This is a genomic window from Chryseobacterium sp. WLY505, assembly GCF_030846215.1.
Classification (GTDB): domain Bacteria; phylum Bacteroidota; class Bacteroidia; order Flavobacteriales; family Weeksellaceae; genus Chryseobacterium.
On sequence record NZ_JAVCWI010000001.1, the window covers coordinates 309,831 to 322,792 of the forward strand.

Consider the following 12,962-nt stretch of genomic DNA (forward strand, 5'->3'; position numbering starts at 1 on the left):
AAACCTGTTAGGTTTGTATGTTAAAGAATAAAGATTTGAATGCTATAGAATAAGGATCAGCATAAAAAAGGCTGTCTCCTGTATTGGGACAACCTTTATTTTTTATTCTTCTTCAGATTCTACATCATCATCTTCGTCTTCGTACTGCTCAAGATAGTAGCTAAAACTAAATTCTTCAACTTCTTCTTCCGCATCTTCAAGAGTAGTCAGCAAGTCTTCGAAAATCTCAAGCTGATCTACAGTCATGTTAACGAATTCTAAATGGAGTGGCATTTCCAGATTACCGGTAATGGTATCAAAAAGTGCATCAAGATTATCACCAAACTGCTCAGGAAGCTGAATTTTTTCCTTTAGCTGGGTGTAAAAATCTTCATAGTCACCTATGTCTGTAAAATCTATATATACTGTCTTCATATTGAATTAAATTTCCAATTTTTATTAATTAAAAAAGTTTTGCATTTTTTGCAGAAATCCGTTTCTTCGTTGGTTGGATTCTTACCTTCTGCATCTCTCATAAAACACATTTTTTCCGGGCAATGGGGTAACCCTTGTGTATGACCAAGCTCATGAATGGCTATTTTATAAAACTGTTCATCCCGGTTTTCTTTACTCAGTCTGAAATCTGAAGCTACACAAGCTTTTCCAGGCCTGTACCCCAACCCCATGATTCCAAAGTCTTTGATCTTTCCTCTGGTGGCACTGATATCCTTCGCTGTCAGACCTATTGTCACAAAGCCTTCTTTTGTTTCTTTATTCAAAAATTTAATGATTGAATCGGCTCTATACCGGTTTCTCTCTTTATAATAAGTATTTTCAGGAAAGTCTATCGCATTCAGAACTTTTACGTTCGGATATACTTTTTTTATCCCTTCGGTTACTTTTGCTACGGTTTCAGGTTTAATATCTTTAAATGGCTGTATGAGTATTGTTACGGCTGGTTTTACGGCCTTTTCCTTTATCCCATTCTTCTTTTCTGAACACGAAAGCATCAGAAATAAGATGATGGTAAAGTAAAAAAGATTATAATTTTTCAAAATTAAGATTAATAATAATTACAATGCAAATTATACATCCTGTCATTGCGAGGAGCTCCGCGACGAAGCAATCTCAGAAAACATCCATAATATTTTCAACATCGTCCGCAAAATCTTTCCAATCAGGATTCATACTATTGATCAAATCCAGTTTCTTTTGTCTTGAACCTGCTTTTATTTGTTTTTCTCTACATATAGCATCACCAATTTCCTGAAAGGATTCCCAATACACAAGTAGATACAAATTATATCTTGAGGTAAAACTTTGAGAATAACAGGACTCTTTATGCTGTTGAACACGTTTGGGCAGATTTGAAGTAACTCCTGTATAAAGAGTAGTGTGGTTTTTATTGGTCATGATGTAGACAAAACCTGCTTTCAACTGTGATTCTTTTTAGAGATTGCTTCGTCACTCCGTTCCTCGCAATGACTGGGCATTATTGCTTTTCAAAACTTTTATAATGGTTTTTGGTAAGGTATACATCACCATTCTGAGTATAGATAATACGGTCAGCATTTCTTCCTCCACAATGATAGTTTACGTCTGCTTCAAAATATCGTTCTCCATCCGGCAAACGTCCTTCCCTATTTCCGAATTTATCACCGCCAATAGCTTTTCCGGGAAGTACATCACAAAGATTTCCTTTGGAAGGATTCCAGCCCTGTTTTCTTGCTTCATTTTTGGTGATATAATAATCCGGAAGCTTATGATTTTGCTTTACATAGCTGATTACCGTTTTCTCTTCTGTAAGCTGGTCTATCGAAACCTGAGCTGATGAATTTCCCTCCGAAGAAGTACTTCCATAACTCACGACTTCTTTTTTTGCAGAACCTGACTGATCTTTTTTATCTTCAATAAAGTTTCTGTAGACGTACATCACAGACATTCCGAAAAGAAGCCCCAGACATATAAAAAATACAGATCTTATTTTACCGTTCATAGCGATTATTTAATGTAATACTATTTTTATGCTCTCCACTCTTCAGGAATATCACAAACCGGAATAGGATCCATTTTATGTTTTGCAGCCTTATGCATTCTGTCAAAAATCAGGAATACTTCTTTGTCTCTTCCTTCATAATCGTCAGCCGTTTTCGTTCCATATTCCTTCTGGATTTTTTCCAGTTCCGGATACGTAGCACCAATCTGCTGTTCATCTGTTCTGTCCACATCCCAAAGTCCATCCGTAGGAATGGCTTCCTGAATGCTTTTAATTAAATTCAGTCCTTTGGCAAGCTGATATACTTCAGTTTTATAAAGATCTGCAATTGGAGAAACATCTACTCCGCCATCACCATATTTTGTATAAAAACCAATCCCGAAATCCTCTACTTTATTTCCTGTTCCACAAACCAGAAGTCCGTTCAGCTGTCCGTAATAATACAGCGTAAGCATTCTCAGACGGGCTCTTGTATTGGCAAAAGCTAATTTTTCATTAGGATAGAGATCCTCATTTACATCAAAAGTTTTGTACAATTCCTCAAAGGCAGGTGTCAAATCTACCGACATGATTTCTACATTAGGGAATCTGGATTTAAGATCATCCATATGATCCTTTGCACGGGTAACCTGATCGGCTTTCTGGCGGATCGGCATTTCGATCAATAATGTTTTCAAACCGGTCATTGCTGCCAGTGTAGAAACCACTCCTGAATCTACTCCCCCGGAAACCCCAATTACATATCCGTTTACTCTTGCTTTTGCTGCATAATCTTTTAACCAGCTTACAATATGATCTGTCACTTTTTGTGTCTGCATCGTTTATCTTTTTTAGTCTATTCCAAATTCCTGAGGGTATTTCACCACTCCTTTTTTATCTTGTAGTCCGTCTTTTATCAATTCTATTGCCATTCCGTTTTCTTCCGGAATATCGAATGGAAAAGAAATTCCAAAATTACTTGTTTTTTTGTAACCAAAGCGTGGATAATATTTTTCGTGTCCGATCAATATCACCGATTTATATCCCAGTTCTTTTGCGATGTGGTGTCCTTCAAGAATCAGCTTTGCTCCGATTCCCTGATTCTGAAACTCCGGTTTTACTGAAACAGGTGCCAAGGCAAGAGAATCAAACGATTTTTCTTCGTTGACAATTTTAATTTTAGTAAACAGAATATGTCCGGCAATTGTGCCCTTTTCATCTTCAGCTACTAATGACAATTCCGGGATAAAAGCTTCAGATTTTCTCAATTTTTCTACCAGAAACTGTTCCTGATGATCGCTATGTTCCATTTCTCTGAAAGCCTCTTCTGTAAGCTGAAAGACTTGTTGATGATCTTTTTTTTCTTCCTGTCGTATTGTTATCATTTTTTACTGTATTTTTCACGCTTCAGTTCGTACCAAAAGCAAATTCCATCAGGTTCTTCAAATTCGCTGGTTTTTTCAAATCCTAATTTTCTTAGAATATGATTGGAAGCATCGTGTTCAGAATGGGCATAGGCATAAATAACTTCTGCATTTAAATCATTAAAACCATAATCCAGAGAAGCTATTCCGGATTCCACAGCATATCCTTTTCCCCATGATTCCGGAAGAAAACGATATCCCAGTTCCAATACATTTTTGTACCCATTGGTTTCATGAGTCAATAATTTTAAGCCGCTCCATCCTATCAGAAGTCCGCTTTCTTTTTCTACCACTCCAAGTCTTCCTACTCCATTCTCCACATACTGCTTCTGAATTATGCTGATCACTTTTTTTGATTCATTGACGTCTTTCAAAACCGGAACACCAATATATTTCATGACTTCAGGATTGGAATCCAGCAGAAACATACGTTCACCATCTGTCTCTTCAAGTTTTCTTAAAATCAGTCGTTCTGTTTCTATTTTCATAATTATTGGTTTTAGTCTTCAGCTCCAAAAATAGTCACGTTTGTTTTTGCGGCTTTACTGATATCTGTTTCTCTTATCTTATTCCCCATGATATTAAGGGTTTGTAAGGCCGGATTACCGGAAATATCAATTTTTTGAAGTTTGTTATGTTCTACATTCAGTTTTCTCAACACTTTAAACTGAGTCAGGTTTATTTCTTTTAATCGATTTAAAGATAATGTTAATTGGTCAATTTTCGGAATCTCCATCAGCGAAATACTTTCCAACAAATTATTATCGAGATATAATGAACTTAAATTTTTAAGATTTTCGGCTTTGAATGAAGAAATTCTGCATCCCGTACATGAAAACAATTCAAGCTGAGACAGATTGTTTACGACAATATCGGGAATTATATTATCGTCCAGGATAACCACTTTTACATTTTTGAAAAATGGCAGATCTTCTACAGAAGTAATTCCTTTCTGAACAAGGAACAGATTGGTAACCCTGCCAGCTTCCTGAGATTCAAGTATTCCATTTTTATTCTGATCAAAATTTTCCAGTACTGCTTTTTCAAAGTTTTTGTCTTTAAACTCAAGCTTTTGCCCGTAGAAAAAAGAAAGTCCCAAAATAAGATACAGGGCGGTAAATATTTTAATTTTCATCATGAATTGTGTATTTAATCCTTATTTTTGTAAACTTAAATTCCATGTAAAAATAATGAAGATTTTTAGATATATTGCGCTTTCTTCTCTTCTGGCTGCCGGAGTTATTTCCTGCAAAAAAGAACCTGAAAATCAATGGAAGGTAGAAGTGAAAGCAACTGCCGAAAAAGTTGACATCACAGATATTTCCAAAGAATTCTACAATCCGAATATTCCACTGGATCAGTTTAAAACTCAATTCCCATGGTTTCAGGGGAGTGTTTCTGATGCTGATTTCGGAAAAAGACGAGTGGATGCTGAAGAGATCAAAATCTACAAGGAAGCTATTGGAAAAATAGATCAGACAAAGCTGCAAAATGAGCTTCAAAGTTTATTTTCACACATTAAATATTACTTTCCGCAGTTTAAAAACCCCAAAGTATATTTGTTTTCCTCTGCTTTACAGATGGTTCAGGATCCGATCTTTTATGATCAGAAAGGAAATCTTTTGTTCATAGACGTTACCGGTTTTATGGGAGACGGAAATGCCAATTATAAAGGGTTGGAACTGTATTTCCAGAAATCGATGAACCCACAGAATATAGTTCCGAAGGTATCACAGCTTTTTGCCGAGAATATTGTTACAGAATCTCCTGATCATCAGAAATTTATTGATCAGATAATTCTGAACGGAAAGGTAATGATTCTTCAGGATGCTTTTCTTCCTGATACACCCGATTATCTGAAAATGAATTATACTCAGAAGCAGTATGAGTGGGCAACAAGTAATGAAGCCAATATCTGGAATTATTTTGTAGAAAGCAATCTGATCTTCGGAGATGATCCCAGACTGGGAGAACGTTTTATTTCACCAGGACCATTCTCGAAATTTTATACAGAAATCGATAATGAATCTTCACCACAGATCGGAATTTTTACAGGATGGCAGATCTGTAAGGCATATCTGAAGGAAAAGCCTGAAACGAAATTAACGGAGTTTCTGAAAATGGATGCTACCACAATTTTTAATCAATCCGGTTATAAACCGAAACTTAAATAACAGAAATTTTAGAATTTAGAAAAAATAGAAAAAATGAGAAAGACTCAGATTACGATAGATGTGGAGCTTGATGAAAATCATGTACCGGAAAACATTACATGGAACGCTCAGGATGGCGGTATTGACAAACAAGATACAAAAGCAACCATGATTTCTGTATGGGATGATAAGACAAGAGAAGCATTAAGAATTGATCTTTGGACCAAAGAAATGCCTGTAGACCAGATGAAGATGTTTATCCACCAGATTTTAATATCTTTAGGAAGCACCTACCAGAGAGCGACAGGGGAAGAGGATGTAGCGCAGTGGATGGAAGAAATCGCAGAAGAATTTGCGGTGAAATCTGCCATTAAGTAAAAAAATACAATAGCAATAAGCTGAAGACGGTAAGCGGTAAGCTTTTTGTACTCAGTTAGAGCTAATTTTAATAAAAATAATGAGCATTAAACGAATATGATTAATGTTCAAGCCTAAAGCAAAAAATTATGAATTTTAATACAAAAGTAATTCACGGAGGGCAGCACCATGAGTCTGCAACAGGTTCTGTAAATGTACCTGTATTTCTGACTTCTACGTTTGCTCAGAAAAGCCCGGGAGTACATTCCGGATATGAATATTCAAGAGCTGCTAACCCTACAAGACAGGCATTGGAAGACTCTTTGGCGAGTATTGAAAACGGAGCGAGAGGTTTAGCTTTCGGTTCTGGTCTAGCTGCCATCGACTGTGTTTTAAAATTATTAAATCCAGGTGATGAAGTAGTTGCTGTAGATGATCTTTACGGAGGTACTTACAGAATGTTCACAAGACTTTTCGAAAAATACCAACTGAAGTTTACGTTCGTAAATTTTGATGATGTTTCTAAAATTGCTGATGTTATCACAGATAAAACCAAGCTGATCTGGGTAGAAACTCCTACTAACCCATTAATGAAGTTAGTTGATATCAAAGCAGTTGTAGACATTGCGAAAGGGAAAGATATTCTTGTAGCAGTAGACAATACTTTTGCAACGCCTTATATCCAGAGACCTATTGATTTGGGAGCTGATATCGTGATGCACTCTGCAACCAAGTATTTAGGAGGACACTCTGATGTGATTGCGGGAGCACTTATTGCTAAAGATGCTGAACTGGGAGATAAACTTCACTTCATTCAGTTTGCAAGTGGTGGTATTTTAGGACCGCACGACTCTTACCTGGTATTGAGAGGAATCAAAACACTGGCATTAAGAATGCAGAGACACTCTGATAACGGTCTTGCAGTAGCAAAATATTTGGAAACTCATCCGGCGGTAGATAAAGTAATTTATCCGGGATTGGAATCTCATCCACAATATGCATTGGCAAAATCCCAGATGAAGGAATCAGGGGGAATGGTTTCATTCACTTTTAAATCCGGAAAGAAAGAAGATGCTATCAAATTCTTAGAAAAAGTAAGAGTTTTCACGCTTGCAGAATCTTTGGGAGGAGTAGAATCTTTGGCTAACCACCCTGCTCTGATGACACACGCTTCAATTCCTGCAGAGAAACGCGCTGAATTGGGAATCACTGATGACCTTGTTCGTTTAAGCGTAGGTATTGAGGATGCTGAAGATCTTATTGCAGATTTAGAAAAAGCTTTTTCTTAATAAGCATACAATACAATGAGAAGGATTTTGATAATCCTTCTCATTTATTATAACACCAACTGATATTATGAAAAACTCAAGGAAAGCAAGTATTTCCGACTTACCACAACTCGCAGAATTATTTGATCAGTACAGGATATTTTATCACAAAGAATCAGACATTCCTGCTGCCACAACCTTTCTTCAGGAAAGACTTGAAAACAAAGACTCCGAAATTTTTGTTGCGGAAGAAAATGGAATATTAACAGGTTTTGTACAATTATATCCTATATTTTCGTCCACAAGAATGCAGCGCTACTGGCTGCTGAACGATCTTTACGTGAATGAAGACCACAGAGGAAAAGGCTATTCTAAGGAATTAATTGAAAAATCCAAAGAACACTGTCGATCTTCAAAAGCCTGTGGTATTCTTTTAGAAACAGGAAAAAGTAATGACATCGGAAATCAACTCTATCCAGCCTGTGGATTTGAACTGTATGACTCCGTGAATTTCTACGAGTGGACTAATCATGAGCAATGAGCAATAAGTAATTGATACATTACACTCACCATCCCGAATCTCAAAACCCCGTAACCCGAAAACCCGTAACCCAAACAAAAAATAATATGACCGAATTTCAAAAATATATCCAGAGATATTTAGATCAGATTCCATCCGGAAACTGGATCAGCGAACTACAAATATCAGCAGACAAAACCACCGGAATTTATTCCAACCTTACCGAAGAACAATCAAATTTTGCTTATGCAGAAGGAAAATGGACTTTGAAAGACCTTCTCCTTCACTTATCTGATACCGAAAGAGTGTTCCAGTACAGAATATTAGCTTTCGCCAGAGGAGAGAAAAACAACCTTCCCGGATTTGATGAAAATGAATATGCAGACCGATCTTTTGCAAACGAAAGAACACTTGATTCCCTTTTGGAAGAATACAAACTGGTGAGAAAATCTTCTCAGATACTACTGGAAACCCTTCACCCTTCTGCTTTACAAAATACAGGTACAGCCAATGGCCATGAAATTTCTGTTGAAACCATCGGAAAACTTATTGTAGGGCACAATTACCACCACCTGAATATTATTGAGGAAAGGTATTTATCGAAATTGGGATGGATGTAGTACAAAGAAATTAAAAAATACGTTTGACTTTTGATAAGTTTGGCTAAAGCCGAATGATTATTTAAATTGTTTAAATGGGCTAAAGCCCATTTCTATTGAATTGGATATTCGACTTTTTAAAAAAAATATTCCACCGATTAATAAAAAACATCAATAGGAACGGGCTTTAGCCCGTTTTGATATTATATACCATTCCTTTGGCTTTAGCCGAAACTTAAAAAACATTATTTTTGATAAAACAACACAAATGGCTTTTATCAAAATTTACATTCACCTTGTCTTCTCTACAAAAAATAGAGATCCGTTTCTCAATACATTCGAAATACGTCTTAAGGTTTGGAAACATATTAAAGAATATGCAACAGAAAAAGGAATATTTTTAGACATGATTAATGGATATTCAGACCATTGTCATTGTCTTATTTCTCTGGGATCTGATCAAAATATAGAAAAAATTGTACAATTATTAAAAGGTGAATCTTCACATTGGATCAATAAAAATAAACTTACTTTAGGAAAATTCTCATGGCAGGATGAATATTTTGCTGTATCAGTTTCTGAGTCTATGATAGAAAGCGTAAGAAATTATATTAAAAATCAGGAAAAGCATCATCAGAAAAAAAGCTTTGGAGAGGAATATAAGGAATTTATTGAAAGATATAATTTTAAAAACTAAGTAGGTTTTGGCTAAAGCCGAAGGATTTATTTCTTTTATTTAAATGGGCTAAAGCCCATTTCTATTGAATTGGATCTCTAAAATTCATCGTATTATTTTTTTAATTAAATCAATAATCCTATTTAAATTTAAACATACTACAATTATCAATAGGAATGGGCTTTAGCCCGTTTTCAAATTATATACCCTTCCATTGGCTCTAGCCACAACCTATAAACATGTCCACATTTACATCCCATTTTTTTTGCCTGAAATTCTTATATTCTCTACCTTTATCCACTCTTTGAACTCATATACAATTATGGAACATATTATCGAAATATTAAAATCCGGCGGAACAATTCTTTACCCTACAGATACTATTTGGGGAATTGGTTGTGATGCGACCAATATAGAGGCGGTCAATAAAATTTTTGACATCAAAAAGCGTGAAAAAAACAAATCCATGATCATCCTTGTGGAATCTGAGAAAAGACTTCAAGAACTGGTGGACGTTCCAGAAATGGCATGGGAAATTATTGATCTCAGTGAAAAACCGGTAACGATCGTTTACGAAAACCCGAGAGGCTTGCCTAAAGAACTTCTTGCAGAAGACGGAAGCATCGGAATCCGATTGGTAAAAAATGATTTCTGTAAAAAACTGATTACAAAACTGAACAGGCCTTTGGTATCAACTTCTGCCAACTTCAGTGGTGAAAAAAGCCCGCTAAAATTCTCTGATATTTCTGATGAGATGATCAGCCTAGTAGACTATGCAGTGGAGGAAGACAGAGAAAAGATTTCCAAATACTCAGGCTCATCAGTGATCAAAATATGGAATGACAACAGAATAAAAGTTCTTAGAGAATAAGAATTCTGAACTTTTATATTTATTTTTTAGAGTCTTGTCAGTTTATATCGGCAGGATTTCTTTTTTTTAATTCTATCTTTGCAAACTCAACTCATAAACTATTTGCTATGAATCATCATGAATTTGCTCAAATGTGGATCAATGCGTGGAATTCTCATGATTTAGAGGATATACTTTCCCATTATTCGGATGATATTGAGATCACCACTCCTATGATCGCACTGGCTACTGGCGGTAAAGAAAGTTCTTTAAAAGGAAAAGAATCCGTCCGTGAGTACTGGAAAAAGGCATTGAATAAGTTTCCGGACCTTCATTTTGATCTGATGCATTCCACAGCAGGAGTAGACTCGGTAGCATTATTTTATAAGTCGATTATGGATAAACATGCTGTTGAAGTTATGTTTTTTAATGAAGAGGGGAAAATTAATAGAATGTATGCTCATTATGATTAATGGGTAGCATACGTAGAAATTGTCACTATTATCAACGATGAAAATTAATCTTAATCAAAATAAGAATTTAAAACTATTTAAAATCATTTCTGAAGCAGCAGAAAGGAATAATCAGTCCGTATACATTGTGGGCGGTTATGTACGGGACCTGCTGATGAACAGAAAAGCTTCTACAGATATAGACTTTGTAACGGAACAAAGCGGTATTGAGCTTGCTCAAAATGTAGCTCAGGATATAGATCCTAAATTAAAAGTTTCTGTATTCAAAACGTATGGAACGGCTATGATCAAGTATAAAGAACTTGAACTTGAATTTGTGGGAGCAAGAAAGGAAAGCTACACAGAAAACAGCCGGAAGCCTGAAGTAGAAGGCGGAAGCCTTGAAGATGACCAGAAAAGAAGAGATTTTACTATCAATGCGATGGCTATTTCTTTAAATAAAGATAACTTCGGAGAATTGATTGACCCGTTCAATGGAATTGAAGATCTTGAAAAAGGGATTTTAAGAACTCCTTTAGAACCTGCTCAAACTTATTCTGATGATCCATTGAGGATGATGAGGGCGGTACGTTTTGCTTCAACTTTAAATTTTAAAATTGAGGATGAATCTTTGAAAGCAATCCAGCAGGAAGCAGAAAGAATCAGGATTGTTTCTATGGAAAGAATCATGGTAGAGTTTAACAAAATTATGATGTCTGAAAAGCCGTCTGTCGGACTGAGACTGATGGAACAAACCGGTCTTATGAAGCTTGTTATTCCTGAACTGATCGAACTGAAAGGCGTGGAGGAAGTGGAAGGACAAACCCACAAGGATAATTTTTATCATACGCTGGAAGTAGTGGATAATATTTCTGTAAATACGGATAATCTTTGGCTTCGCTGGTCTGCCCTGCTCCATGATATTGGAAAAGCTCCGACAAAAAAGTTTGTGGAAGGAACAGGATGGACGTTTCACGGACACGAATTTTTGGGTTCAAAAATGGTAAAAACACTTTTCCAGAGATTAAAATTACCTTTGGGAAGTGATATGAAATATGTTCAGAAAATGGTAAAACTTTCGTCAAGACCTATTGCACTGATTACGGATGATGCTTCAGATTCTGCATTGAGAAGACTATTATTTGATGCAGGAGAAGATCTGGAAGATCTTTTCACCCTTTGCAAAGCGGATATTACCACTAAAAACTCTAAGAAACAGGAGAAATTTAAAAGAAACTTTGAATATGTAGCGGTAAAGATCAAGGAAGTGGAAGAAAAAGATCAGGTAAGAAATTTCCAGCCTCCTATTACCGGTGAAGAAATTATGGAAATGTTTAATCTTAAACCGGGCCGCGAAATTGGTATACTGAAAGAGAAAGTAAAAGAAGCTATCCTCGAAGGGGAAATTCCCAATGAAAAAGAAGAAGCGACAAAATTTGTGATTGCTGAGGCTGAAAAACTGGGATTAACCTTATAATTCAATTTAGAAAAATATTAAAAATTCCGGCGGGATGTTCCATCCCGCCGGAATTTTTTTCTTAAGGAAACAAAGCCGGCCGGTTTCTTCGAAACCGGCCGGAAAAAAACACAAATGATGAAAAAATAAAAAATTATTTTTAGAAGTACTATATTATTGTGGATTCAGGAAAGTTCCGTTAGCACCAAGACCTCCTGTTTTAAGAGAAGTAATTTTGCTCCCCGTAGTTGCTGAATATATTAGCATTTCGCTTTCTGCTGTAAACTGATGAACATCTGATGCAAAAATTCTACCATCAATAACATTAAATCCATAAAGTGTAAAATAAGGACCGCCATCTGCAGCTGTTAATAGTGGGCTTGCAGGAATTGCCGGAGTCGCTAAGCTTGTTGTATACACTTTATTGGCAGAGCTGAAGTAAATTTTATCATTATCAATCTGAAGATTGGTAGCACTTGGAATTCCTGTCAATGTAACTACCGGTGTCATAGCTCCTGTGCTTGATATTTTGTAGATATATGAATCAGCGGCTGTAGAAGAAATTGTATACACGTTAGATTTGTATGAAATAGTACTGTTGATCTTACCATTCGGAACAGTAAGTTCAGTCTTACTGTCATTAGAAGTATTGATATAAGTAATCATATTTCCATATCCTGAAGTAGCATTCTGTACAAAAACATTTCCACCTGCTTCTACTGTTTTATCAGCACCACCTGTCATGGTGATTTTGCTTACAAATGAATAGTCAGAAGCTTTATATTTCGTTACACTTGTAGCATTCGTAGAGAAGTTTAGGTTTGCAACATAGATAAAGTCATTAGCAAAAGCAATTCCTCTTGGATTATCAATCTGATCAGTAATTACTGCTAGTTTTTTGAATGTATAACGGTCTACTACAACAATTTTGTTTGAGTTATTCAAAACAAGATAAGCTTTATTTCCGTTAAGACCGATGGTCTGAAGAACATCACCCAGGATTTCTTTATTGTTATTGTATCCATATACATCATCCTGCTTTAAGTTTAAATCTCTTGTCAGGAATGTTACTTTAGCCCCCTGGCTGTTAAAATTCCCCTCATTAGCGATAAAATATCCGTTCTGGTACGTGATCGGGGAAATTTCAAATTCGGCAGAATCACTTGTACATGAAGAAATATTAAACAATAATACAACTGCAAATAGGACAGTTAAAAGTTTAGTTATTTTCATAATTTATTCAATTTTAATTT

Annotated in this window: 18 protein-coding genes; 9 read left to right on the forward strand and 9 right to left on the reverse strand. The window is 35.8% G+C overall.

Going from position 1 to position 12,962, the window contains the following annotated elements; all coding sequences use genetic code 11:
* Positions 1-102: 102 nt before the first annotated feature.
* From RAH34_RS01355 to RAH34_RS01390, 8 genes are all read right to left on the reverse strand, one after another.
* Positions 103-414: a barstar family protein gene (locus RAH34_RS01355; RefSeq protein WP_306594905.1), complete on the reverse strand. Its 312-nt coding sequence runs from the start codon at positions 412-414 to the stop codon at positions 103-105.
* Entirely contained in the window at positions 411-1,034 is a 624-nt protein-coding gene (locus RAH34_RS01360) for a Zn-dependent protease (protein ID WP_306594906.1), read from the reverse strand. Before RAH34_RS01360 ends, RAH34_RS01355 begins: the two co-directional genes overlap by 4 nt.
* Before the next feature lie 73 nt (positions 1,035-1,107).
* Complete coding sequence (locus RAH34_RS01365) at positions 1,108-1,416, reverse strand: GIY-YIG nuclease family protein (protein ID WP_306594907.1); 309 nt, start codon at positions 1,414-1,416, stop codon at positions 1,108-1,110.
* Positions 1,417-1,471: 55 nt separating this feature from the next.
* Positions 1,472-1,975: a ribonuclease domain-containing protein gene (locus tag RAH34_RS01370; protein ID WP_306594908.1), complete on the reverse strand. Its 504-nt coding sequence runs from the start codon at positions 1,973-1,975 to the stop codon at positions 1,472-1,474.
* A gap of 26 nt (positions 1,976-2,001) precedes the next feature.
* Positions 2,002-2,793, reverse strand: coding sequence for an NAD(+) synthase (nadE, locus tag RAH34_RS01375; RefSeq protein ID WP_114818995.1), 792 nt, complete (start codon positions 2,791-2,793; stop codon positions 2,002-2,004).
* A 12-nt stretch (positions 2,794-2,805) separates the two neighbouring features.
* Positions 2,806-3,339 carry a GNAT family N-acetyltransferase gene (locus tag RAH34_RS01380; RefSeq protein WP_306594909.1) on the reverse strand — a complete coding sequence of 178 codons (534 nt, stop codon included), beginning with the start codon at positions 3,337-3,339 and terminating at the stop codon, positions 2,806-2,808.
* Complete coding sequence (locus RAH34_RS01385) at positions 3,336-3,866, reverse strand: GNAT family N-acetyltransferase (RefSeq protein WP_306594910.1); 531 nt, start codon at positions 3,864-3,866, stop codon at positions 3,336-3,338. Before RAH34_RS01385 ends, RAH34_RS01380 begins: the two co-directional genes overlap by 4 nt.
* Positions 3,867-3,877: 11 nt before the next feature.
* The gene (locus RAH34_RS01390; RefSeq protein WP_114818993.1) at positions 3,878-4,516 is read right to left on the reverse strand and encodes a leucine-rich repeat domain-containing protein; all 639 of its coding nucleotides are present in this window, start codon (positions 4,514-4,516) and stop codon (positions 3,878-3,880) included.
* Positions 4,517-4,568: 52 nt separating this feature from the next.
* On the opposite strand from RAH34_RS01390, the gene RAH34_RS01395 reads away from it, so the two are divergent.
* The 9 genes from RAH34_RS01395 to RAH34_RS01435 all read left to right on the forward strand — a co-directional run bounded on the left by RAH34_RS01395 (position 4,569) and on the right by RAH34_RS01435 (position 11,730).
* Positions 4,569-5,552 carry a gliding motility protein GldB gene (locus RAH34_RS01395; RefSeq protein ID WP_306594911.1) on the forward strand — a complete coding sequence of 328 codons (984 nt, stop codon included), beginning with the start codon at positions 4,569-4,571 and terminating at the stop codon, positions 5,550-5,552.
* 33 nt (positions 5,553-5,585) lie between these two features.
* Entirely contained in the window at positions 5,586-5,909 is a 324-nt protein-coding gene (gene gldC / locus RAH34_RS01400) for a gliding motility protein GldC (RefSeq protein ID WP_034695059.1), read from the forward strand.
* 128 nt (positions 5,910-6,037) lie between these two features.
* Positions 6,038-7,177: a cystathionine gamma-synthase gene (locus RAH34_RS01405; RefSeq protein ID WP_114818991.1), complete on the forward strand. Its 1,140-nt coding sequence runs from the start codon at positions 6,038-6,040 to the stop codon at positions 7,175-7,177.
* 67 nt (positions 7,178-7,244) lie between these two features.
* Positions 7,245-7,697, forward strand: a complete 453-nt coding sequence (locus RAH34_RS01410; RefSeq protein WP_306594912.1) for a GNAT family N-acetyltransferase — start codon at positions 7,245-7,247, stop codon at positions 7,695-7,697.
* A gap of 86 nt (positions 7,698-7,783) precedes the next feature.
* Positions 7,784-8,296, forward strand: coding sequence for a DinB family protein (locus RAH34_RS01415; RefSeq protein WP_306594913.1), 513 nt, complete (start codon positions 7,784-7,786; stop codon positions 8,294-8,296).
* A gap of 247 nt (positions 8,297-8,543) precedes the next feature.
* Positions 8,544-8,972 (forward strand): IS200/IS605 family transposase, encoded by a 429-nt coding sequence (gene tnpA / locus RAH34_RS01420; RefSeq protein WP_114818988.1) that lies wholly within the window; start codon positions 8,544-8,546, stop codon positions 8,970-8,972.
* Positions 8,973-9,273: 301 nt separating this feature from the next.
* Entirely contained in the window at positions 9,274-9,822 is a 549-nt protein-coding gene (locus RAH34_RS01425) for an L-threonylcarbamoyladenylate synthase (protein ID WP_306594915.1), read from the forward strand.
* 107 nt (positions 9,823-9,929) lie between these two features.
* Complete coding sequence (locus tag RAH34_RS01430; protein ID WP_306594916.1) at positions 9,930-10,274, forward strand: nuclear transport factor 2 family protein; 345 nt, start codon at positions 9,930-9,932, stop codon at positions 10,272-10,274.
* A gap of 37 nt (positions 10,275-10,311) precedes the next feature.
* On the forward strand, positions 10,312-11,730 hold the full coding sequence (locus RAH34_RS01435; RefSeq protein WP_114818985.1) for a CCA tRNA nucleotidyltransferase: 1,419 nt from the start codon (positions 10,312-10,314) through the stop codon (positions 11,728-11,730).
* A 153-nt stretch (positions 11,731-11,883) separates the two neighbouring features.
* Here RAH34_RS01435 and RAH34_RS01440 read toward each other — a convergent pair whose 3' ends face one another.
* Positions 11,884-12,942 carry a YncE family protein gene (locus tag RAH34_RS01440; RefSeq protein WP_114818984.1) on the reverse strand — a complete coding sequence of 353 codons (1,059 nt, stop codon included), beginning with the start codon at positions 12,940-12,942 and terminating at the stop codon, positions 11,884-11,886.
* Positions 12,943-12,962 lie beyond the last annotated feature (20 nt).